Origin of the sequence: Bradyrhizobium sp. AUGA SZCCT0431, from assembly GCF_018131065.1 — a bacterium.
Taxonomy (GTDB): Bacteria; Pseudomonadota; Alphaproteobacteria; order Rhizobiales; family Xanthobacteraceae; genus Bradyrhizobium.
Map to the genome: position 1 here is coordinate 24096 of NZ_JAFCLR010000052.1, position 21474 is coordinate 45569.

Here is a 21474-nt window from a genome sequence, read left to right on the forward strand (position 1 = left end):
AGCCACCGATGCCCGATGTTGTACTGGCGTCTGGCGGCATCTTCTCATCGATAGTCCCCGGCGTATGGGTCCCGGCCTTCGCCGGGACGACACCATTGTTATTTACGCCGCGTTCTTCTTGCGCATGCGGTCGATCAGCTGATCTTCCCAATAGGACAGACTGCCGAGCGTCACTGCGGTCGCGTTGGCGCGGCGGTAGTACATGTGGCAGTCGAACTCCCAGGTGAAACCCATGCCGCCATGGACCTGGATGTTGTTCTTGGAGCAATGCTGGAACGCCTGCGTCGCGCTGATGCGGGCGGCGGCGGCGGCTTCCGGCAATTCCGAGGCGTTGGTCGAGAGCGCCCAGGCGCCGTAATAGCAATTCGATCGCGCCAGCGTTGCCGAGACATACATGTCGGCAAGGATGTGCTTCACCGCCTGGAACGAGCCGATCGGCCGGCCGAAAGCGATACGGTCGAGCGCGTAGTCGCGGCCCATCTCCAGCGCGCGGTCGGAACCGCCGACCTGCTCGAACGCCATCAGGACCGCGGCGCGATCGAGCACTTGCGTGAGAATGCCCCAGCCTTCACCGGCGGCGCCGAGTGGCTCGGCTTTGCAGTTCTTGAAGGTGAGTTCAGCCTGGTCGTGGGTCGGGTCGATGTTGGTCAGCGATCTGACCTCGACGCCGCCGGCCTTGAGGTCGACCAGGAACAGCGAGATATCGGCATCGCGGCCGGTCGAACCCGTGCGCGCGGCGACGACGGCGAAATCCGCGATGGCGCCGTCAGGCACCGGCTTCTTGACGCCGCTCAGCGTGCCGCCCGAGGCCTGCAGCTTGATCGCCTGCGGCGACGGATTGCCCTTGCCTTCGAACAGCGCCAGCGTGCCGATCGCGTCACCGGAGGCGATCTTCGGCAGCCATTTCTGCTTCTGCGCGTCGCTGCCCGCAAGCAGCAGCGCTTCGGCGGCGAGATACACCGTCGAGGAGAACGGCACCGGCGCCAGCGCGCGGCCCATTTCCTCGGCGATCACGCAAAGTTCGAGATGCCCGGCACCGGCGCCGCCAAACTCTTCCGGGATCGCAACGCCGAGGAAACCCATTTCGGCGAGGCCCTTCCACAAGGCCTTGTCGTAGGTCGCCTTGCCGTCCAGTACCTCACGCACCGCTTTCGGCGGGCACTTCTCGGCAAGGAACTTCCTCGCCGCGTCGCGCATCTGCTTTTGTTCGTCGGAGAAATCGAAATTCATGGCGTGTTACTCGGGTTGATGTTTGAGGTGTATTTCTTTGGTTCGTCGTCCCTGCGAACGCAGGGACCCATAACCACCGGCGTTTGTGCTTTAACTCGGAACTAGCTCCAACTTTTCATCGATAGGCCTCGGCGTATGGGTCCCCGCGTTCGCGGGGACGACGACCAAGGCTGTCTTCATTTCAAAATAATCACGTCGTCTCCCGGCTTGTCGGCATAAAGCCTCTCCACCAGCGCGGCGCGGCGTTCGAGGCCGGCGCGCTGGTTGATGTAGCCCTTGTCGGTGAGTTCGTTGCCGTCGATGGAGGGTGGCTCCGCCATCAGCATGGCGCGGGCGATCCGCATGCTGCTGCCGGTGCAGGAGGCGTTGTGCGCTTCCAGCCCGCGCTTCAGGCAGGCGATCACCTCGGGATGCCTGACCACGTCTTCAAACGACGCGTCGGGATTGCCGACAATCTGCCGGCAGGCGTGCAGATTGGGCCAGGCCAAAAGCCCGATGAATTCCCGGTCCTGCCCCGCGACCAGCGCGTCGTGCACCGCGGGCGTAGCGGCGGCGATGGCATCGGTTCGCAGCGAGCCGACATGGACGAAGGTGCCGGTGGTGAGCTTGAAGTCCTCGACCACGCGGCCGGCGAAGATGATGCCCTGCAGCGGATCGTTGTCGTCAACGAACACACCGGCATCGCCGATGCAGTAGAAGCCTTCCTCGTCGAACATCTTCTTCGTCAGATCGGGCTGGCCGAAGTAACCCGGGGTGACGTTGATGCCGCGCAGGCGCAACTCATATTTCGAGCCGCACGGCACCATTTTCAGTTCAACGCCGGGGAACGGCAGCCCGATCAGGCCGACGCGCTCGGTGTCCCAATAAGTGCCGGTGGAAGTCGGCGCGGTCTCGGTCGAGCCCCAGCCTGTATAGAACACGATGCGCTCGCCTGATGTCTTCTCCGCCAGCGCCTGCATGCGGTCATAGAGATCGTCGGGCAATCGCGCGCCGCCATAGGCCATGACGGTCAGATTCTTGAAGAAGCTGCGGCACAGCGCATCGTCTTTTTCCATCGCCGCCGCCAGCGCCGCATAGCCGGCAGGTACGTTGGCGTAATAGGTCGGCGACACTTCGCGGAGATTGCGAAGGGTCTCCTCGAACAGGCCCGGCATCGGCCGCCCGTCGTCGATATAGAGCGTGCCGCCATCGACCAGGATCGGATGGAATGCGGCGTTGCCGCCCATGGTGTGATTCCACGGCATCCAGTCCAGCATGGTCGCGATCGGCCCGTTCGGATCGCGCGGGCGCACCTGCATCATCATCGCCGCATTGGCGCACATCATCTCCTGGGTGTTGATGACGGCCTTGGGCATGCCGGTCGAGCCCGACGTGAACAGCAGCTTGCCGACGGTGTCCGGCGTGATTTTTGCGATCGATTCCTCAACCGATTTCGTCACCGGTGTGGCCGCGAGATCGGCAAACGACACGCTCTTGATGCCTTCGCAGGGACGCACGACATGCACGACGGTGACGCCGGTGAGATCGAGCGCTTTCAGCGCCTTCTCGAAGGTCGGACCGTCCTGCACCATTACGACCGCAGGCTTGATCAGGTTGAAGAGGTATTTGAGCTTGAGGTGATCCTGACTCATCAGCGAATAGGCCGGCGACACCGGCGCCGCCGGCAGGCGCGCCTGCATCGCGGCCTGCGTCATCAGCGCGTGCTCGATCGAATTACCGGAGAGGATGGTAACGGGGCGACTATCTGCAACGCCGAGATTGAGCAGGCCCTGCGCCAGCCCGTCGACGGTGCGCTTGGCTTCACCGTAGGAAACTTTTCGCCATTGCCGGTCCGCCCCGCCGCGTTGCGCGAGCCAGATGCGTTCGGGCGCTTGCTTCGCCCATTTCGCCAGCGAGGCCGGAATGTGCTTCTCGTAAGACTGCAGCGGAATGCGCGACTTCAGCACGATGACGCCGTCCGGCCGCCGCGCGACATCGATGTCGCGCTTCAACCATTCGATCTTGCGAAAGCCGGGCTTGGTCAGCACCGCGGCTGCGTTCCCACTCATATTGCGTCTCCCGGAATTCGGTCCTTTGCGGATCCTTCGTTCTTGTTTTTCTATCGTTTGATATAGACAGGCTTTCGCTTTTCAAGGAAGGCCCTGATGCCTTCGCTGAATTCTTCCGAGCGGCTGCACAGCACCTGATTGCGGTCTTCCATCGCGATCACGGCTTCGATCGAGCCGGCATCGACGCTCATATTGAGGCATTCCTTGGAAAGCCGGAGGCCCACCGGCGAGGCCGTCATCATCGCCTCGACATAAGGTTCCGCTGCCGCATCGAGCGCATCTTCCTCGACCACTTCAGAGACGAGACCAACCGCGAGCGCGCGGTCCGCGCCGATGAAGCGTCCAGTCAGGATCAGTTCCGACGCCACGGAGACGCCGACCAGCCGCGGCAGGAAATAGCTGGTGCCGATATCGCAGCCGCCGAGGCCGAGCTTGATGAAGGCGCAATTCATCCGCGCCGATCTGGTGGCGATGCGAATATCCGCCGCCAGCGCCAGCGCGAAACCACCGCCGGCCGCAGCGCCCTGCACCAGCGCGATGATCGGCTGCGGACAACGCCGCATCAGCATCACGATGTCGGCGATCCGCCGCTGCGAATCCAGCGACTCGGTGACGCCGGGCGGCTCCTGCTGCCCGGCCCGGCGCTGCATCGCGTGTTTGAGATCGAGCCCGGCGCAGAACGCGCTGCCTGCGCCCTTCAGCACGACCACGCGCGTGGTGCGGTTGCGCTGCAGGCCTCCGAAATAGGCGTTCAGTGCGTCGATCATGTCGGGGTTGAGCGCGTTGAGGCTATCCGGGCGATTGAGCGTCACCCGGTCGACCCCGTCGTGGTGTTCGATCAGCAGCGGTTGCGTCACGCGCGTCTCCCACCCATCGTCGTCCCGGCGAAGGCCGGGACCCATACGCCGTGCCATTTCGTGGTGGCACGGTCGCAGAGACCTTCAGAACGACACCCGCCGCGGAGTATGGGTCCCGGCGTTCGCCGGGACGACTCGCGGAGAGTACTGCGCCTTACCGCGGCGCCATGCGGATGGCGCCGTCGAGGCGGATGGTTTCGCCGTTGAGCATCGGGTTCTCGACGATGTGGACCGCGAGGTTGCCGTACTCGGAGGCGTCACCGAGGCGAGCCGGATGCGGCACCTGCGCGCCCAAGCTCTTGCGGGCCTCTTCGTTCAATCCCATCAGCAGCGGCGTCAGGAACAGGCCCGGCGCAATGGTGTTGACGCGGATCTTGAGGCTGGCGAGATCGCGCGCGGCCGGCAGTGTGAGGCCGACGACGCCGCCCTTCGACGCCGAATAGGCGATCTGGCCGATCTGGCCTTCATAGGCCGCGACGCTGGCGGTGTTGATGGCGACGCCGCGCTCTTCGCCGATCGGGGGCGCGGTGGCGAGCCGTTCGGCGAACAGGCGCAGCACGTTGAAGGTGCCGATCAGGTTGACGTTGATGATGCGGACGAATTTTGCCAGCGGATAGACGCCGTCCTTGCCGACGGTGCGCTGCGAGCCGCCGATGCCGGCGCAGTTCATCAGCACGCGCGCGATGCCGTGCGCGGCTTCGGCCTTGGCGATCGCCGCCTTGATCGCTTCCTCGTCGGTGACGTCGGCATGCAGAGCGACGCCCTTCACTTCGGCGGCGACCTTTTCGGCATTTTCCTTGTTCTGGTCGATCACGCCGATTTTTGCGCCCTTGGCAGCCATGGCGCGGGCGGTAGCGGCACCGAGACCGGAGCCACCGCCGGTGATGAGAACGGCAACGTCTTGTAACTGCATTTTTAAGACCTTTCCTTGGGCGTTTCTTCTCTGGACTTGCGAATGGCGAATAGGAGTGGCGAATGGAAAAATCCATTCGCTATTCGCTACTCGCCATTCGCGGCTTTCTTTTCACTCAGCATGCCGCCGCAGATCAGCGCTTCCATGTGCTTGATGTATTGGCGGCAGACTTCGTCGGTGACCGGACCGACGCCGGTCGCGCGCGACATCGCGTGGCGGCCGAAAAACAGGTGATCGCAGGCGCCGACCAGGCTGGTGTAGAACATCACGGGATCGATGTTGCGGAACTCGCCGGCCTTGATGCCCTCGGCGAGCAGCCGCCGCTGAAAATCCAAAAGCGGCGCGACGAAAAACTTCGACACCTCGTCGGCCGCTTCCGTGCTGCTTTCATGCAGCAGATAGTGGATGAGCCGGTTCATGTACGGGAACTGGTAATAGGCGCGGATGATGCCGCCGATATGCAGCTTGAGTTTTGCAGTCGGCGAGATCGGCTGGCTGATCAGATATTCGAGCTGCGACATTTCTGTCGCGGCATCGCGCGCCAATAGCGCCAGCAACAGGCCGTCCTTGTTGCCGAAATGGTATTTCACCAACGCGGCGTTGACGCCGGATTTCTGAGCGATGTCGGAGAGCGACACCTCGATCGAGGCGCGCTCGATCATCAATTCGCTTGCCGCCACAAGCAGCTTCTCGGCGGTGGTATTTTTGCCGCCCGCCAGCTTGGTCGGTACGCTGGTATTCAACCCTGATGCCATCACTGCCTGCCGGAAATTCCGGCCGCACATAAGCGCATGCCGCGGCTGCACTCAAGAGTTAATTGATTGATTGACTAAATCCCGGGCCACCCCTTAAATCCGGCCCATCATTCAAAAGCCATCCAACAACAATTCAGGGAGAACAGACATGGCCGAGGCCTATATCGTTGCCACCGCTCGCACCGCCGGTGGCCGCAAGGGGGGACGTCTCGCAGGCTGGCATCCGGCCGATCTCGCCGCCTCCGTGCTGGATTCGCTGATCGATCGCAGCGGCGCCGATCCCGCCCAGGTCGAGGACGTCATCATGGGCTGCGTGATGCAGGCCGGCGAACAGTCCAACAATATCGGCCGCAACGCTGTGATGGCCTCGAAACTGCCGGAAAGCGTGCCCGCCACCTCGATCGACCGCCAGTGCGGCTCGTCGCAGCAGGCGCTGCACTTCGCGGCGCAGGCCGTGATGTCCGGCACCATGGATTGCGTGATCGCGGCCGGCGTGGAGTCGATGACGCGGGTGCCGATGGGCCTTGCGTCGTCGCTGCCGGCCAAGAACGGCTTTGGCCACTACAAGAGCCCGGGCATCGAGAAGCTGTACCCGAACATCATGTTCAGCCAGTTCACCGGCGCTGAAATGATGGCGGAGAAATACGGTCTGTCCAAGGAAGAACTCGATACGTACTCCTACAACAGCCACCAGCGCGCGATTGCGGCCACCCAAGCCGGCAAGTTCAAGGACGAGATCGTCTCGCTGCAGATCACCCGCGCCGATGGCTCGACCGACACCCACCACATCGACGAGGGCATCCGCTTCGACGCCAGCCTCGACGGCATCAAGGGCGTCAAGCTGATCGCCGAGAACGGCAAGCACACCGCAGCCAGCGCCAGCCAGATCTGCGACGGCGCCTCCGGCGTGATGGTCGTCAACGAAAAGGGCCTCAAATCGCTCGGCGTCAAGCCGCTGGCGCGGATCCATCATCTCACCATGATGGGCGGCGATCCCGTGATCATGCTCGATGCGCCCTTGCACGCCACCAAGCGCGCACTGGAGAAGGCCGGCATGTCGGTCGACGACATCGACCTGTTCGAGGTCAACGAGGCCTTTGCCGCCGTGCCGGTGGCGTGGCTGAAGACCACCGGCGCCGATCCTGAAAGGCTCAACGTCAATGGCGGCGCGATCGCGCTCGGCCATCCCCTCGGCGGCTCCGGCACCAAGCTGATGACCACGCTGGTTAACGCGCTCAAGCAGCGGGGCAAGCGCTATGGCCTGCAGACCATGTGCGAAGGCGGCGGCATGGCGAACGTGACGATTGTGGAGCGGCTGTAAGCGGCGCGGCTGGCTGCCACATAAATGGTGTCGTCCCGGCCTTGAGCCGGGACCCATAACCACCGCAGTTCGTGGTTAGCCGGGTTGGAGCTCCAGCTCGTTTCAAGAACCGAGGCCTGTGGTTATGGGTCCCCGCCTTCGCGGGGACGACACCGTTGATTGTTCAAGGACTCTCCATGACCCATCCGTCGATCTACGCCCGCACGCATCCGAACAAGATCGCCTACCAGATGGCGGGCACCGGGAAAGCCATCACCTATCGCGAGCTCGACGAACTCTCGAACCAGGGCGCGCATCTGTTCCGCGCGCTCGGCCTGAAGGCCGGCGACCACATCGCCTTCCTGATGGAGAACCGCCTGGCGTTCATGGAGATCTGCTGGGCGGCGCAGCGCGCAGGACTCTATTACACCGCGATCAGCCGCTATCTCACCGAAGACGAGATCGCCTACATCATCAAGGATTGCGGCGCCAAGGTCTTTATCACCACGCCGAAATGCGCCGAGAAGGTGCAAGGCCTGATCAAGGGCGAGCCGGGCGAACCGCTGTTCTTCATGGTCGACGAGCCGCAGGCCGGCTTCCGCTCCTGGGACAAGGAAGCCATCGCGCAGCAGACGACGCCGATCGCGGACGAGGTCGCCGGCTACGACATGCTGTATTCGTCGGGCACGACCGGACGGCCGAAAGGCATCAAGAAGGCGTTCGAGGGCAACAAGATCGACGTGCCCAACCAATTCCTGAAAGTGCTCTGCGGCGACATGTGCGGCATGAATGCTGACAGCATCTACCTGTCGCCGGCGCCGCTCTATCACGCGGCACCGCTGCGCTTCAACATGATGGCAACCATCCTCGGCGGCACCTCCATCATCATGGAATCCTTCGACGCCGAGGAATTCCTGAAACTGGTCGAGAAATACAAGGCCACGCAGTCGCAGCTGGTGCCGACCATGTTCGTGCGCATGCTGAAGCTGCCGGAGGAGGTGCGTACGCGCTACGACGTTTCAACGTTGAAGGTCGCGATCCACGCCGCCGCGCCCTGCCCGATTGATGTGAAGGCGAAGATGATCGAATGGTGGGGGCCGATCCTGATCGAGTATTACGCCGGCTCCGAGGGCAACGGCGTCACCGTGTCGAACTCGCAGCAATGGCTGAGCCATCGCGGCACCGTCGGCCGCGCCGTGGTCGGGAAGGTCAAGATTCTCGACGAGAACGATCAGGAAGCCCCGACCGGGCAGATCGGCACGGTGTATTTTGCCGATGCGCCTGTTTTCGCCTATCACAACGATCCCGAGAAGACGAAACGCGCCTACAACGACCGCGGCTGGTCGACGCTCGGCGACGTCGGCTATCTCGACGACGAGGGCTTTCTCTACCTCACCGACCGCAAGAGCTACATGATCATTTCCGGCGGCGTGAACATCTACCCGCAGGAAACCGAGGACGTGCTGATCACCCATCCCGGTGTGGCCGACGTCGCGGTGTTCGGCGTGCCGAACGAGGAAATGGGCGAAGAGGTCAAGGCGGTGGTGCAGCCGCACGACATGGCCAAGGCCGGCAAGGAGCTCGAGGCCGAACTGATCCTGTTCTGCAGAAGACATCTGTCGCCGATCAAATGCCCGAAGAGCATCGACTTCGAGGCCGAACTGCCGCGCACGCCCACCGGCAAGCTGGTGAAGCGGCATCTGCGGGACCGGTATTGGCCGAAGCCGGCGGCGAAGGGGTAGCGCAGAATTATTGCCGTCGTCCCGGCGAACGCCGGGACGACGCGAGTCTTAGATTCCGTCATGCCCGGGCTTGTCCCGGGCATCCACGTCTTTACAGTCTCACCAAGAAGAACGTGGATGGCCGGAACAAGTCCGGCCATGACGAGGAAACACCATGACCGCCCTCCCCGACATCCCGCTCCCCGCCACCATCCGCTCGCGCTACGTCGATGGTATCAACGGCCTGCGCATGCATGTGCTGGAAGCCGGCTTCGAGACCCGCGGCCGGCCCTGCGTGCTGTTGCTGCACGGCTTTCCCGAGCTTGCCTTCAGCTGGCGCAAGGTGATGCCGCAGCTGGCCGCCGCGGGCTATCACGTGATCGCGCCGGACCAGCGCGGCTATGGCCGCACCACGGGGTGGGATGCCAATTACGATGGCGACCTCGCCTCGTTCCGGCTCACCAATCTGGTGCGCGACGCGCTCGGGCTGGTGTCGGCGTTCGGCTACAAGAACGTCGATGCCGTGATCGGGCATGATTTCGGCTCATCGGTCGCCGCCTGGTGCGCGCTGCTGCGGCCGGATGTGTTCCGGTCGGTCGCGTTGATGAGCGCGCCGTTCGCCGGCCCGCCGGCGCTGCCGTTCAACACCGCGGATGCACCGGCCAAGCCTGCAGCGGAAGACCCCATCCATCGCGAGCTGGCGGCGCTGCCGCGGCCGCGCAAACATTACCAATGGTACTATTCGACGCGCGAGGCCAACGCCAACATGCATCACGCGCCACAGGGCGTGCATGATTTCCTGCGCGCCTACTACCATCACAAGAGCGCGGACTGGAAAGACAACGCGCCCTATCCGCTGAAAGCATGGACGGCGGCCGAAATCGCCAAACTGCCGACCTATTATGTGATGGATTTTGTAAAGGACATGGCCGCGACCGTCGCCGAAGAGATGCCCTCGGCCGCCGCGATCGCCGCCAACCGATGGCTGCCCGACAGCGAGCTTTCGTTCTACAGCGCCGAATATACCCGCACCGGTTTCCAGGGCGGCCTGCAATGGTATCGCTGCGGCACCTCGGGGGCGTTTCTGCCTGAATTGCAGACCTGGTCGGGCCGCACCATCGACGTGCCCTCGGCGTTCATCTCGGGCAAGCAGGATTGGGGCACCTATCAGCGCCCCGGCGTATTCGAGACCATGCAGTCGAAGGCCTGCACCAACATGATCGGCTGCCATCTCGTCGATGGCGCCGGCCATTGGGTGCAACAGGAGCAGCCAGCCGAAGTGAGCCGGCTGCTGCTGCAGTTTCTGGAAAAGGCCAAATCTGTCCGCTGATGGTTTGACCGGATCGCCTTGGGTTCCTACATCTGGAACTTCCAGACGAGGGGCGTCCGCGTGAAGAATTTTTCCGACCTGACCGAGCGTGAAGTGCTGGCCGTTGCGATCTCCTCCGAAGAGGAGGACAGCCGCATCTACATGACCTTCGCCGAAGACCTCGCCGAGCGCTATCCGGACTCCGCGAAACTCTTTCGGGAGATGGCGGAGGAAGAGACCGGTCACCGCCACCGGTTGCTCGAACTCTATCAGCAGCGCTTTGGCCCGCATCTGCCGCCGATCCGCCGCGAGGACGTCCGGGGATTCTTCAAGCGGCGTCCGATCTGGCTGACCAAAAACCTGCCGCTCGACACGATCCGTAAAGAGGTCGAGGTGATGGAGCTGCAGGCCGAGCAGTTCTACATCAAGGCCGCCGAACAGGCCGAGGATGTCGGCGTGCGCCGGCTGCTCGGCGACCTCGCCGAGGAGGAAAAGGGGCACGAGAAGCTCGCGGTCAAGCTGACCGAGCAGATCCTCAGCCCCGACGTGCGCGCCGAGGAAGACAAGACACGGCGGCGCGCCTTCGTGCTGCAATATGTCCAGCCCGGACTCGCCGGCCTGATGGACGGCTCGGTCTCGACACTGGCGCCGCTGTTCGCGGCCGCCTTTGCCACGCATCAGAACTGGCAGACGTTCCTGGTTGGCCTTGCCGCCTCGATCGGCGCCGGCATCAGCATGGGCTTTGCGGAAGCGCTGTCGGACGACGGCTCACTGACCGGGCGCGGCTCGCCCTGGCTGCGCGGGGCGGCGAGCGGCATCATGACCGCGCTCGGCGGCCTTGGCCACACCCTGCCCTATCTGGTGCCGGATTCCTGGCCCAACGCGTTCTGGATCGCGACCGCGGCAGCGGGCGTCGTCGTGTTCTTCGAACTATGGGCGATCGCCTTTATCCGCGCGAAATACATGGACACGCCGTTCCTGCAGGCCGTGTTCCAGATCGTGCTGGGCGGCGTGATCGTGCTCGGCGTCGGCATTCTGATCGGGGCGTCGTAGCGAGACTAATTCGAATTCGCGGCGTCTCCCGCGATCCGGCCGAAAATTCGAAAGTCATGGAACGCGCCCTTGAACCAGGCTTTCTGCCGCATCGTACCTTCATATCGAAAGCCTGACTTTTCCAGCACGCGATCTGACGCGGCATTGCCGGGCAACGTCCAGGCATCGATGCGATTGAGCTTGAACGTATCATGTCCGCACGCGACGACGGCCCGCACCGCTTCCGTCATCAGGCCCTCGCCCCAATAATCCGGATGCAACTCGTAGCCGATTTCGCCGCTCCGCCACCTCTTGTCGAAACGGTTGAAGCGGATCGCGCCGACCAGCGCCTTCGAGCCGCTGACTTCGATGATCCAGGCGCAACCCTTGCCGGAGCCATGGTGCTTGGACATCCAGCGCACGAAACGTTCGGCTTGCGTCGTGGACGGAGCATCGGGCCAATTGGAAAACCGCGTGACGTCGGGAGCCGACAATAGTGCCCGAAACGCTGGCACATCCTTTGGCGTCGCGGCCCGTAACGTCAGCCGCTTGGTGGACAACACCGGAAATTTCCGGCTCGCGGTCGGTGGCATGGCTTCCTCGCCGTTTGATGTTGCGTTACAGACGCTCCGGACGACGCGCCTCAACTCCCGTTGAGGTCGCCGATCTCCGGAAAGAACAGGTCTTTCCACGAGATCGGCTCGTTCCTGGTGGTGCCGACCTTGCGCATGAACTTGGCGAATTTCATCGTCGCCGCCGGCGTCATGGTCCATTCGACATTGGGACCGGTGACGACCTTCGTCACCATTTCGAGCGGCAGTTTGGAGCCGGAATCGTTGATCCAGCTTTGCGCGGTGCCCTTGGGATCGGCGGCGATGATCGAGGTGGCTTCCTTCACCGCGTCGAGGAAGGCGGCGTAGAGTTCGGGATTGTCCTTGCGGAACCGTGCCGAGGTCCATGCTACCGTGAACGTATGCGGCCCCAGCACGTCGAACGAGGTCAATATCGTGCGGATGTTCTTCTGCTCGAGTTGCTGGAACTGGAACGGCGGTACGCTGAAGGCCGACGAGACCCCGCCCGCGCCGCTCAATAGCGCGATGGTCGCATCCGGCGGCGACATCGACACCGTCAGCGGATCAAGCTTGGCGTAGTTCGCCTCACCAAAAGCTTCCGCCGCCGCCATCTGCAACAGGACTGCCTGTACCGATACTTTGATCGAGGGCACCGCGATGCGATCGCGCTCGCTGAAATCCTTGATCGATTTGATGTCGGGATTGGCGGTATTGAGCAGGAACGGCTGCGAAGAGAGCGCGCAGATGCCCTTGACTTCAAACGAGGTGCCTTTCGTCTTGTCCCACAGCGTGATCAGGCCTGGCACGCCGCCGCTGACGATGTCGGTCGAGTTCGACAGCAGCGCCTCGTTCATCGCCACCGGGCCGTTGAAGCGCTGCCAGGACACCTTGAAGTCCTTCAGGCCGCGTTGCGAGGCATATTTCTCAATGAGCTTGTCCCGCTTCATGACGTTGAATTGCAGGTAGCCCATCGAAAACTGTTCGGCCAACCTGATCTCAGCCGCACCGGCCGTCGTCGTTGCACTGCCGATGGCGAACGCGATCGCGGCAGCTGCCACCCAAGTGGTCCTCATGGTCGTCTCCCCGTCTTTTCATTTTTTGTTGATCGGGAGACTAGCGCGCGAAAGGCGAGCGCGCCAATAGCATTGGCCGCATGGCGGCCCCGCCGCTGTACAGCTATTGCTCTTGCGGCACCTCGCCAAACTGAGCATCATCGCCGCCTCATCAAGAACAGACCGGGAGCAAGCCTTGGCCAAGTCGCAATGGAGCTTCAAGACCGCCGTTGAGCTATCGGCAGCGCTCGCTGCAAAAAAGGTTTCCGCCGTCGAACTGGCGCAGGACGCGATCGGCCGCATCGAACGGCACGATTCCAAGATCAATGCGGTCTGCGTGCGCGATTTCGAGAGCGGCCTTGCCGCTGCGCGTGCCGCCGATGCGGAACTGGCGCGCGGCGTCAACAAGCCGCTGCTCGGCATCCCCATGACGGTGAAGGAATCCTTCAATATCGCAGGCCTGCCCACGACCTGGGGCATTCCGGCACAGAAGGACTTCAAGCCAACCGAGGACGCGCTGCCGATTTCCCGCGTCAAGGCTGCCGGCGGCGTCATCCTCGGCAAGACCAACGTGCCGCTCGGACTCGGCGACTGGCAGAGCTACAACGACATCTACGGCACGACAAACAATCCGTTCGATCTCGGCCGCACGCCGGGCGGCTCGTCCGGTGGATCGTCGGCGGCACTCGCGGCCGGCTACGGCGCGCTGTCGCTCGGCTCCGACATCGGCGGCTCCTTGCGCGTGCCGGCGTTTCACTGCGGCATCTATGCGCACAAACCGACCTTCGACCTCGTGGCCATGCGCGGCCACACGCCGCCGCCCTTGCCGCCGCTGCCGTCCAATCGCGACCTTTCCGTGATCGGACCGATGGCGCGCGGCGCGGCCGATCTTTCGCTGCTGCTCGATGTGATGGCTGGCCCCGACCCGCTCGACGCCGGCAAGGCCTACAGACTGGAGCTACCGGCCGCGCGCCACACCGCGTTGAAGGATTTCCGCGTGCTGCTGATCGATACCGATCCGCTGATGCCGACCGACAAGGCGGTGCGCGGAACGCTGGAAACACTCGCTGCCAATCTGGCCAAGGCCGGCGTCAATGTCGAACGCCAAAGCCGGCTGCTGCCCGACTTCGCCGCATCATCCCGGCTCTATATGCGGATGCTGATGTCGTTCCTCGCGGCATCCTTTGCGCCCGAGGTCTATGCCGGCGCGCAGGCTGCGGCGGCATCCCTTCCGGCCGACGATATGAGCCTCACCGCCGAGCGCCTGCGCGGCATCGCGCTCAGCCATCGCGACTGGCTGATGGCGGACGGCGGGCGCGTGCGTCTGCGCGCGCAGTGGCGCGAGCTGTTCAGGACGTTCGATGCCGTGATCTGCCCGATCATGCCGACGCCGGCCTATCCGCACGATCACTCGGCCGACCAGGAACAACGCCGCATCAGGATCGACGGCAGGGACCACGTCTATTCCGATCAGCTCGCCTGGCCCGGCATCGCCACCCTGCCCGGCCTGCCTTCCACCGCGATCCCGACCGGCTTCGCGCCGGACGGATTGCCGATCGGCGTGCAGATCGTCGGCCCCTGGCTGGAAGACCGCACGCCGCTGAAACTCGCCGAATTGATCGAGCGCGAATTCGGCGGGTTCAAGCCGCCGCCGATGTTGGATGATTAGTTGGTCGTCATTCCGGGGCAGCCCGCAGGGCTGAACCCGGAATCCAGAAATTATTACTACGAGATTCCGGGTTCGCGCTTCGCGCGCCCCGGAATGACGAGGAACGAAAACCCATGAGCAACGACATCGAAGAACTCACCGCCCTCAACCGCGACTATGTCGCTTCGGTGCAGAATTGCGACGTCAAGCGCTTCGACGAGATTCTGGCGCAGGATTTCTATTGCTCCAATCCCGACAAATCACTGGTCGACCGCGCGGCATTCCTCAAGCAGACCGCCGTGCCGGTGACGATCCGGAATCTGCGGGCCGACGACGTCAAAATCCGCGTGCTCGGCGACTTCGCGATCATCCACGCTGCGACGCGCTACACGACGGCGGATGGGCAGGAAGCCCATGGGCGGTATACCGACTGCTGGGCGAAGCAGAACGGGAAATGGCTTGCAGTGTCGGCGCATGTGTCGCGGTAGACGCCAAACTCTCTGCTGTCGTCCCGGCCTTGAGCCGGGACCCATAACCACCAGCGGCAATTGCTTTTGCACGCTGGTCGTTATCTTCCTTGCTTAGCCACGACCGCCGCGGCGTATGGGTCCCGGCTCAAGGCCGGGACGACGGATACTACGCATCAAACATAATCACGCTGCGCACCGTCTTCCCCGCCTTCATCGCCGCAAAACCCTCGTTGATTTCGGACAGTTTCAGCTTGGCCGAGATCCAGTCTTCGAGATGCAGCTTGCCGCGCATGTAGAATTCGACCAGGCGGGGCATGTCGACGCGGAAATGGTTGGAGCCCATCGAGGAGCCCTGGATCCTGCGCTCGCGCAGGAAGTCGAAGCCGTGCAGCTCGATCTTCTGGCCGAACGGGATCATGCCGACAATGGTCGCGGTGCCGCCGGCGGCCAGCATCGCGAACGACTGCTCCGCGGTCTCCTTGCGGCCCAAGACTTCGAACGAATGGTTGACGCCGCCCTTGGTGAGTTCGCGCACCTGCTGCACGACGTCGCCGTTGCTGGGATCGACAATGTCGGTGGCGCCGAGTTTGGTCGCCAGCTGCAGCTTAGCGGGATTGGTGTCGATCGCGATGATGCGGCCCGCGCCGGCGATCGCAGCGCCGTTGATCGCGGCCATGCCGACGCCGCCGCAGCCGATCACCGCGACCGTTTCGCCGGCGGTGACCTTGGCGGTGTTCACGACCGCGCCGTAACCGGTGATGACGCCGCAGCCGATCAGCGCGGCCAGTTCGAGCGGCATGTCGTTGCGGATTTTGACGATGGCGTTTTCGTGCACGAGCATCTGCTCGGCGAACGACGACAGATTGAGGAACTGGTTGAGTTTCTCCGAGCGCGCCCAGGACAGCCGGTTGGACACGCCCGGCAGCATTTTGACCGTCGTGTCGGTGCAGAGCACGGTGCGGCCGGTGGTGCAATTGTCGCAAGTGCCGCAGAACACCGACAGGCAGGTCACGACGTGATCGCCGGGTTTCACATAGGTGACGTCGGAGCCGACTTTTTCCACCACGCCGGCCGATTCGTGACCGAGCACCGCGGGCAGCGGATGGGGATAAAGCCCTTCCATGAAGTGCAAATCAGAGTGACAGAGGCCGGCGACACGCGTGCGGATCAGGACTTCGCGCGGGCCAGGATTCGGTACGCTGACATCCTCGATCACGAGCGGCTGATTGACTTCATGCAGGACGGCGGCCTTCATCGGGTACTCCCTTGATTGTTGTTCTTGAACTCTAACGTGGCCGGAAGCCTACGCTGCGGTGAGCAATTCGCCAACCTCGGCCATCCCTACCGCGCGCTCGTCCAGGAGATGCGTCGTGATTGCGCGCTGCGTGGCATTTTCCGCCAAGCGGAACGGATCTGACGCAGAGACCCGGTGATCGATCACCATGCGCGAAAGCAGCAGCCGTCTGGCGTCGCCGCGCATTTCGTGGATGCGGCCGCCCTCCCATGCCAAGGCCACGGCGCTGGCGACATGATAAAGCAGGCTGGTGGCACGCCGCGCGTCGCCTTCATTGTCCGACTTGCTGGCTACCTCGCGCGCAAAACCGATAGCGCGGTCGGTGAGGTCCCGCAGGCGATTGCGCCAGGCCTGCGGCACATTGGCGCTGTCGTCGAGGCGGGCATGCAGATCGGCGGCGAGCGCGGCATCCGCACCGTGGCGGCCGACCGCGCGCTTCAGCGCATCAATTGCCACAATATTGCCGGTGCCTTCCCAGATCGAGCCGAGATGCGCATCGCGCAGCAGCCGCGCGGTAGCGAATTCCTCGATGTAGCCGATGCCGCCGCGCATCTCCAACGCATCGCCGCAGACCTTGCGGGCATCGCGGGTGGCACGGAATTTCAGCGTCGGCGTCAGAATCCGCAGCAACGCTGCCGCGTCCTGGCTGCCGGCTTCGGCGCGATCGAGCGCATCAGCGGTGAGGAAGCTCATCGACAGCGCCTGTTCGGTTGGCAGCATGATCTTCATCAATTGCCGCCGCGCCAGCGGCAGGTCGATGATGCGCTGGCCGAACACCACGCGATTTTTCGCCACCGTCATCGCGTCGTGACAGGCGCGCCGCATCAGCGCGGTGGATTTGACGCCATTGGAAAGCCTGGACGAATTGACCATCTCGGCCATCTGCACAAAGCCGCGATCGAGCTTGCCGACGGCATACGCAATCGCGCCCTCCAGCTTGATCTCGCCCGAGGCCATCGAGCGGGTGCCGAGCTTGTCCTTCAGGCGAACGATCCGGTAGTGGTTTTGCGACCCATCCTCAAGCCGCCGCGGCATCAAAAAGAGACCGACGCCGCGCGTGCCCGGCCCTGCGCCTTCCGGGCGCGCCAGCAGCATCACCACTTCGGCGTCGGCATTGGAGCAGAACCATTTCTCGCCATGCAGCCGCCAGTGATCGCCCTCCTGCACGGCCGTCGTGGTGAGCGTGCCGACGTCGGAACCGCCTTCCTTCTCGGTCATGAACTGACCGCCCTGGGTCAGCTTGCTCATGTCGGTTTGCGTCAGGCCATCGAGATATCGCGCCTTCAGCGCCTCGCTGCCGAAATTATTCAACAGCTTGGCGCAGCCGTCGGTGACGTTGATCGGGCAGCCCAGCCCGAACTCGGCCTGATTGAACAGGAACGTAAAGGCGTGCTTGGCGACAACAGGATATTTGTCCGGCCATCCCATGATGCCCTTGCGGATCGACAGCGCGTGAATGCCGAACTCGCCGAATGCGGCCTTCTCCAGTTCGCGATAGGCCGGATGATATTCGATATACTGCGAATCGCGGCCAAAACGGTCGCGCTGGTGCAGCACCGGCGTGTGGCGGTCGGCGAGCCGCGCGCATTCGTCGAGGTGACCGCCGGCCAGTTCGCCGAGCCGGTCGAGATGCGGTTCGATGTGGCGGAACAGCGGCTCCGGCAAATGTAGCCGCAGCAGATCGGTCAGCGCCGGATCGGCCCGGTAGAAATTCATCCCCGAGGTATCGGGTGCAAGCAATTCTGGCTTGTCGGCCGCGGCCGTGCTGCGATCATGCGTGAGAGGCTGCTGCATATTTATCTCTTGTTCGTTCCGCCCGATATTGATCATCTACCGATAACGCAGGCGATCAAGCCGTCAACAAGCATAATTGGAGGGTCACCCCATGGCGGACGGATATCAGCCGCGCCATGACCCAGCGGGTTGTCTGGCGGAATTACGCCCCTAAATACCTGTTCCCGGTCATTTCTGGAGAGCCGCCATGCCGACCCCGCCAACCTACAAGACCGCCCTGATCGTCGGCGCCGGCGAGGGATTGAGCGCATCGCTGGCGCGGCTCTTCGCGCGCGAAAAAATCCGCGTCGCGCTGGCCGCCCGCAAAATCGAAAAACTCGGCGCGCTGTGCACCGAAACCGGCGCCCGTGCCTATGCCTGCGACGCCACCAACGCCGACGACGTCGAACGGCTGTTCGGTCAGGTCGAGCGCGAGATCGCTACGCCTGATCTCGTCGTCTATAACGCCAGCGGACGGGCGCGCGGCCCCTTCACCGACCTGGTGCCGGCCGACGTCGCCAACGCGATCGCGGTCAGCGCCTTCGGCGGTTTCCTGGTGGCGCAGCAGGCGGCCACGCGCATGCTGCCCAACAAGCACGGCGCGATCCTGTTCACCGGCGCCTCCGCCAGCGTCAAGGGCTATCCGCAAACGGCGCCGTTCGCGATGGGCAAGTTCGCGCTCCGTGGCCTCGCCCAGAGCATGGCGCGTGAACTATCGCCGCAGGGCATTCACGTCGCGCATTTCGTCATCGACGGCGGCATCCGCAGCGCCGCCCGCGCCGAGGCCGCCGACCGGCCGGATTCGATGCTCGATCCTGACGCCATTGCGTTGAGTTACTGGAACGTGCTGCAACAGCCGCGTAGCGCCTGGACCTGGGAGCTGGAATTGCGACCGTGGGTGGAGAAGTTTTAGAGAATGCGTAGGGTGGGCAAAGGCGCGCTTGCGCCGTGCCCACCATCTATCGCCGGACTGAGGGTCGATGGTGGGCACGCTTCGCTTTGCCCACCCTACGAAAAACAATAACTGGGGGAAAACATGACCGAAATCACCGTCGACACCGGCACCAATGAATTGCTGTGCGTGATCCGCGACCGCGTCGCTATCATCACGCTGAACCGCCCCGAGGCCCGCAACGCGATGTCGGACAATTTGACGCCGGCGCTGCGCAACATGATCAAGACCTGCGGCGAGAATCCGGAAGTCGGCGCGCTGCTGCTCACCGGCGCCGGCACGGCGTTCTGCGCCGGCGGCAACGTCAAGGGCATGGGCGCCAACCGCGACAAGAAGAAGCTCGAAATGTCGCACGACGAGAGAGTCGCCGATCTGCAGGAACGGCAACGCCTGCTGACCGGCGCCTTGGTCTCGGTGCGCAAGCCGACCATTGCGGCCCTACCCGGCCCCGCAGTCGGCGCCGGGCTTGCCCTCGCGATGGCCTGCGACATCCGTATCGCCGCACAATCGGCCTTCCTATCCACCGGCTATCTCAAGGTGGGCCTGAGCGGCGACTATGGCATCGCCTGGCTGCTGACCCGGCTGGTTGGCACCGCGCGGGCGCGCGAATTGATGTTCACCTGCGAGCGGGTGGATGCCGCCAGGTGCGAGACGATCGGCCTCGTCAACCGCGTGGTCCCGGACGATAGACTGCAGGCCGAAGCCTTTGCGCTCGCCAAATCGATCGCTGAAGGTCCGACGATCGCGATCCGCTATATGAAGGACAATCTCGACGAAGCCCTGATGTTCGATTTCGCCACCGCGCGCGATCATGAAGCCGAACGCATGATCCGCACCCAGGTGACAGCGGATCACAAGGAAGCGGTGCAGGCCTTCATCGAGAAGCGCAAGCCGGTGTTCAGGGGCGGCTAGATCTATTTCGCAGGCGCTCTTGCGAAATCGACGAAGGCGCGCAGCGCCGCCGGGAGTTGGCGGCGGCTCGGGTAATACAGGAAGAAGCCGAGATAGGCGGGACACCAGTCGGCGAGTACACGTACGAGTTTGCGTTTCGCGATCAATTCCTCAACCTGGCCTTCGAATACGAAGGCCAGGCCGGTCCCTTCCAGCGCCGCGTCTACCATCAGATCCTGGTCGTTCAGGGTCAGCGGGCCCGCGACGTCGATTTCGACCTCGATGCCGCCGCGCTCGAATTCCCAGCGATAGAGCGCGCCGCTGGTGAAGCGGTAGCGGATGCACGGCATCCCCTTGAGGTCATGCGGCGTCACCGGTGGCTTGTGCCGCTTGCGTCGGCAAGACCCGCGCATGCGGATGACGTCAACCACGGCCAGCGCGGCGATCCGCGCAAGCTGGCGCAGGGCCTTCATCAGGCTTGCGAATACAAAAACCCCGCCGCTGCGGCTGCCGCTCGGCAGCGATACGGTGGAGCGGATCGAGGCCAAGAACGCCTTTGTCGCCAAGGAGCTCGCGGCCTGGCGCGAGGTTTCGACTTCGACCGACTGGACTGAAGAGGCTGCGTGAATGCGGCCGAACGCCGAGGCACAAAAATAGCCCGGTTCTGGTCAGCCAGAACCGGGCCTAGTTTCGTCAAACCGCAACCGAGGACATAGTGCCCTGGCGGGAGAGGGCGGCGAGCCGCCAGCTTGCACAGGGGATGTCTTGCGGTTCGACGTCGATATGCTTTGCAAAGCGCACCAGCTTCCAGTCGCCGGGGGTCGGCATGAAGGCGTAGCTCGATTTGCGGGCGAGGCCGATCATGGCCTCATTGGAACGCAGCGTATCGCCGAACAAGCGGTCAGCGCCGAACGAGGCGGCGCGGCATTCGAGATTTTTCAACAGCGCCTTGCCGATGCCATGGCCCTGCCAGCGGTCGTCGACCGACATGCCGAATTCGATGCTGCCGTTCTCGAACGCGTAGCGGGCTTCGCCGACGATGATCTCATGGCCATCGACCAGCATGGTCGCGACCACGCTGAAGCGGTCGGCTTCGCCGATATGGATGAAATCCTCGAGCACCGACGGCGGCAGTTCGCGCGTGGCGCCGAGGAAGCGGTTGTAGCGGGAGCGGATCGTCAGCGAGCGGAAATAGCTTTGCAATGCCTCGGCATCGCGCGGCTCGACGAAACGCACGGTCAGGGCCTCGCCGCTGCGCGCGCGCAGCACGTCCGAATATTGCCTGAGATCGTCGAAACGCATCGTCGTCATCGCGCGCTCCCGCCGCTCGTAAGAATGGCCGGCGTCCCCCTGATGAGGCGACGCCGGCCTGGCTGCGCTTTAGGCCCGCCAGAATGGTTTTGAGGCTTCGTAGATGGCATCGCCGTGGGAGACGCCGATGTCGTGGAGTTCCCGGTCGGACCAGCTGGCCAGCTCCCGGCGTGCCGCGGAGCGCTGCCGCCAGACATGGAACAGCTCGGCGACCTGGCTGAAAAAGCTCTGTCCATGATGATTTATCATCGATTCATGCGTGAAAGTAGACATTTGAAGCTCCGATCTCTAATCTGTTGACGCTAATATCTGCGCTAACAGGGCCTTTCACAAACGACACTTTGTA

General features: G+C 63.5%; 20 protein-coding genes and 1 pseudogene. 9 read left to right on the forward strand and 12 right to left on the reverse strand.

Annotation, left to right across the window (positions count from 1 at the left end; genetic code table 11):
• Positions 1-102: 102 nt before the first annotated feature.
• From JQ567_RS33625 to JQ567_RS33645, 5 genes are all read right to left on the reverse strand, one after another.
• The gene (locus JQ567_RS33625; protein WP_212442801.1) at positions 103-1230 is read right to left on the reverse strand and encodes an acyl-CoA dehydrogenase family protein; all 1128 of its coding nucleotides are present in this window, start codon (positions 1228-1230) and stop codon (positions 103-105) included.
• Between the two features lie 176 nt (positions 1231-1406).
• Positions 1407-3278 (reverse strand): AMP-binding protein, encoded by a 1872-nt coding sequence (locus JQ567_RS33630; RefSeq protein ID WP_212442802.1) that lies wholly within the window; start codon positions 3276-3278, stop codon positions 1407-1409.
• 50 nt (positions 3279-3328) lie between these two features.
• Complete coding sequence (locus tag JQ567_RS33635; RefSeq protein WP_212442803.1) at positions 3329-4135, reverse strand: enoyl-CoA hydratase/isomerase family protein; 807 nt, start codon at positions 4133-4135, stop codon at positions 3329-3331.
• A gap of 154 nt (positions 4136-4289) precedes the next feature.
• The gene (locus tag JQ567_RS33640) at positions 4290-5048 is read right to left on the reverse strand and encodes an SDR family NAD(P)-dependent oxidoreductase (RefSeq protein WP_212442804.1); all 759 of its coding nucleotides are present in this window, start codon (positions 5046-5048) and stop codon (positions 4290-4292) included.
• A gap of 86 nt (positions 5049-5134) precedes the next feature.
• The gene (locus JQ567_RS33645) at positions 5135-5803 is read right to left on the reverse strand and encodes a TetR family transcriptional regulator (RefSeq protein ID WP_212442805.1); all 669 of its coding nucleotides are present in this window, start codon (positions 5801-5803) and stop codon (positions 5135-5137) included.
• A gap of 148 nt (positions 5804-5951) precedes the next feature.
• On the opposite strand from JQ567_RS33645, the gene JQ567_RS33650 reads away from it, so the two are divergent.
• The 4 genes from JQ567_RS33650 (at position 5952) to mbfA (ending at position 11186) form a co-directional block, all read left to right on the forward strand.
• A complete protein-coding gene (locus tag JQ567_RS33650) occupies positions 5952-7124 on the forward strand; it encodes an acetyl-CoA C-acetyltransferase (protein WP_192737068.1) in 1173 nt (390 codons plus the stop codon).
• A 176-nt stretch (positions 7125-7300) separates the two neighbouring features.
• Positions 7301-8845 (forward strand): acyl-CoA synthetase, encoded by a 1545-nt coding sequence (locus JQ567_RS33655; RefSeq protein ID WP_212442806.1) that lies wholly within the window; start codon positions 7301-7303, stop codon positions 8843-8845.
• Between the two features lie 154 nt (positions 8846-8999).
• Entirely contained in the window at positions 9000-10154 is a 1155-nt protein-coding gene (locus JQ567_RS33660; RefSeq protein WP_212442807.1) for an alpha/beta fold hydrolase, read from the forward strand.
• Between the two features lie 60 nt (positions 10155-10214).
• Positions 10215-11186 (forward strand): iron exporter MbfA, encoded by a 972-nt coding sequence (gene mbfA, locus JQ567_RS33665; protein WP_212442808.1) that lies wholly within the window; start codon positions 10215-10217, stop codon positions 11184-11186.
• A 5-nt stretch (positions 11187-11191) separates the two neighbouring features.
• On the opposite strand, the gene JQ567_RS33670 is transcribed toward mbfA, so the two are convergent.
• Together JQ567_RS33670 and JQ567_RS33675 are read right to left on the reverse strand one after the other, a co-directional pair.
• Positions 11192-11758, reverse strand: coding sequence for a GNAT family N-acetyltransferase (locus JQ567_RS33670; protein ID WP_212442809.1), 567 nt, complete (start codon positions 11756-11758; stop codon positions 11192-11194).
• 50 nt (positions 11759-11808) lie between these two features.
• On the reverse strand, positions 11809-12810 hold the full coding sequence (locus tag JQ567_RS33675) for an ABC transporter substrate-binding protein (RefSeq protein ID WP_212442810.1): 1002 nt from the start codon (positions 12808-12810) through the stop codon (positions 11809-11811).
• Between the two features lie 175 nt (positions 12811-12985).
• On the opposite strand from JQ567_RS33675, the gene JQ567_RS33680 reads away from it, so the two are divergent.
• On the forward strand, positions 12986-14458 hold the full coding sequence (locus JQ567_RS33680) for an amidase (protein WP_212442811.1): 1473 nt from the start codon (positions 12986-12988) through the stop codon (positions 14456-14458).
• 113 nt (positions 14459-14571) lie between these two features.
• Complete coding sequence (locus tag JQ567_RS33685) at positions 14572-14925, forward strand: nuclear transport factor 2 family protein (RefSeq protein WP_212442812.1); 354 nt, start codon at positions 14572-14574, stop codon at positions 14923-14925.
• A 148-nt stretch (positions 14926-15073) separates the two neighbouring features.
• Here the strand turns inward: JQ567_RS33685 and JQ567_RS33690 are convergent, their stop codons facing one another.
• The gene (locus JQ567_RS33690; RefSeq protein WP_212442813.1) at positions 15074-16162 is read right to left on the reverse strand and encodes a Zn-dependent alcohol dehydrogenase; all 1089 of its coding nucleotides are present in this window, start codon (positions 16160-16162) and stop codon (positions 15074-15076) included.
• 48 nt (positions 16163-16210) lie between these two features.
• Positions 16211-17995 (reverse strand): acyl-CoA dehydrogenase family protein, encoded by a 1785-nt coding sequence (locus JQ567_RS33695; RefSeq protein WP_212442814.1) that lies wholly within the window; start codon positions 17993-17995, stop codon positions 16211-16213.
• A 187-nt stretch (positions 17996-18182) separates the two neighbouring features.
• On the opposite strand from JQ567_RS33695, the gene JQ567_RS33700 reads away from it, so the two are divergent.
• Both JQ567_RS33700 and JQ567_RS33705 read left to right on the forward strand, forming a co-directional pair.
• Positions 18183-18887 (forward strand): SDR family NAD(P)-dependent oxidoreductase, encoded by a 705-nt coding sequence (locus JQ567_RS33700; RefSeq protein ID WP_212442815.1) that lies wholly within the window; start codon positions 18183-18185, stop codon positions 18885-18887.
• Positions 18888-19010: 123 nt separating this feature from the next.
• Positions 19011-19838 (forward strand): enoyl-CoA hydratase, encoded by an 828-nt coding sequence (locus JQ567_RS33705; protein ID WP_212442816.1) that lies wholly within the window; start codon positions 19011-19013, stop codon positions 19836-19838.
• 2 nt (positions 19839-19840) lie between these two features.
• Here the strand turns inward: JQ567_RS33705 and JQ567_RS33710 are convergent.
• A pseudogene (locus tag JQ567_RS33710) lies at positions 19841-20209 on the reverse strand (LysR substrate-binding domain-containing protein); the annotation flags it as partial.
• A gap of 19 nt (positions 20210-20228) precedes the next feature.
• On the opposite strand from JQ567_RS33710, the gene JQ567_RS33715 reads away from it, so the two are divergent.
• Complete coding sequence (locus JQ567_RS33715) at positions 20229-20444, forward strand: hypothetical protein (RefSeq protein WP_249165901.1); 216 nt, start codon at positions 20229-20231, stop codon at positions 20442-20444.
• A gap of 66 nt (positions 20445-20510) precedes the next feature.
• Here JQ567_RS33715 and JQ567_RS33720 read toward each other — a convergent pair whose 3' ends face one another.
• Complete coding sequence (locus JQ567_RS33720) at positions 20511-21128, reverse strand: GNAT family N-acetyltransferase (protein ID WP_212442817.1); 618 nt, start codon at positions 21126-21128, stop codon at positions 20511-20513.
• A 69-nt stretch (positions 21129-21197) separates the two neighbouring features.
• Positions 21198-21401 (reverse strand): DUF1127 domain-containing protein, encoded by a 204-nt coding sequence (locus JQ567_RS33725; RefSeq protein ID WP_212442818.1) that lies wholly within the window; start codon positions 21399-21401, stop codon positions 21198-21200.
• Between the last annotated feature and the right edge of the window lie 73 nt (positions 21402-21474).

Excerpts from the sequence above, each read along its gene's own strand:
- JQ567_RS33625 (WP_212442801.1), bottom strand. The coding sequence starts at position 1,230 with ATGAATTTCGATTTCTCCGACGAACAAAAGCAGATGCGCGACGCGGCG.
- JQ567_RS33630 (WP_212442802.1), bottom strand. The coding sequence starts at position 3,278 with ATGAGTGGGAACGCAGCCGCGGTGCTGACCAAGCCCGGCTTTCGCAAG.
- JQ567_RS33640 (WP_212442804.1), bottom strand. The coding sequence starts at position 5,048 with ATGCAGTTACAAGACGTTGCCGTTCTCATCACCGGCGGTGGCTCCGGT.
- JQ567_RS33645 (WP_212442805.1), bottom strand. The coding sequence starts at position 5,803 with ATGGCATCAGGGTTGAATACCAGCGTACCGACCAAGCTGGCGGGCGGC.
- JQ567_RS33650 (WP_192737068.1), top strand. The coding sequence starts at position 5,952 with ATGGCCGAGGCCTATATCGTTGCCACCGCTCGCACCGCCGGTGGCCGC.
- JQ567_RS33655 (WP_212442806.1), top strand. The coding sequence starts at position 7,301 with ATGACCCATCCGTCGATCTACGCCCGCACGCATCCGAACAAGATCGCC.
- JQ567_RS33660 (WP_212442807.1), top strand. The coding sequence starts at position 9,000 with ATGACCGCCCTCCCCGACATCCCGCTCCCCGCCACCATCCGCTCGCGC.
- JQ567_RS33670 (WP_212442809.1), bottom strand. The coding sequence starts at position 11,758 with ATGCCACCGACCGCGAGCCGGAAATTTCCGGTGTTGTCCACCAAGCGG.
- JQ567_RS33675 (WP_212442810.1), bottom strand. The coding sequence starts at position 12,810 with ATGAGGACCACTTGGGTGGCAGCTGCCGCGATCGCGTTCGCCATCGGC.
- JQ567_RS33685 (WP_212442812.1), top strand. The coding sequence starts at position 14,572 with ATGAGCAACGACATCGAAGAACTCACCGCCCTCAACCGCGACTATGTC.
- JQ567_RS33690 (WP_212442813.1), bottom strand. The coding sequence starts at position 16,162 with ATGAAGGCCGCCGTCCTGCATGAAGTCAATCAGCCGCTCGTGATCGAG.
- JQ567_RS33695 (WP_212442814.1), bottom strand. The coding sequence starts at position 17,995 with ATGCAGCAGCCTCTCACGCATGATCGCAGCACGGCCGCGGCCGACAAG.
- JQ567_RS33700 (WP_212442815.1), top strand. The coding sequence starts at position 18,183 with ATGCCGACCCCGCCAACCTACAAGACCGCCCTGATCGTCGGCGCCGGC.
- JQ567_RS33705 (WP_212442816.1), top strand. The coding sequence starts at position 19,011 with ATGACCGAAATCACCGTCGACACCGGCACCAATGAATTGCTGTGCGTG.
- JQ567_RS33715 (WP_249165901.1), top strand. The coding sequence starts at position 20,229 with ATGCGGATGACGTCAACCACGGCCAGCGCGGCGATCCGCGCAAGCTGG.
- JQ567_RS33720 (WP_212442817.1), bottom strand. The coding sequence starts at position 21,128 with ATGACGACGATGCGTTTCGACGATCTCAGGCAATATTCGGACGTGCTG.
- JQ567_RS33725 (WP_212442818.1), bottom strand. The coding sequence starts at position 21,401 with ATGTCTACTTTCACGCATGAATCGATGATAAATCATCATGGACAGAGC.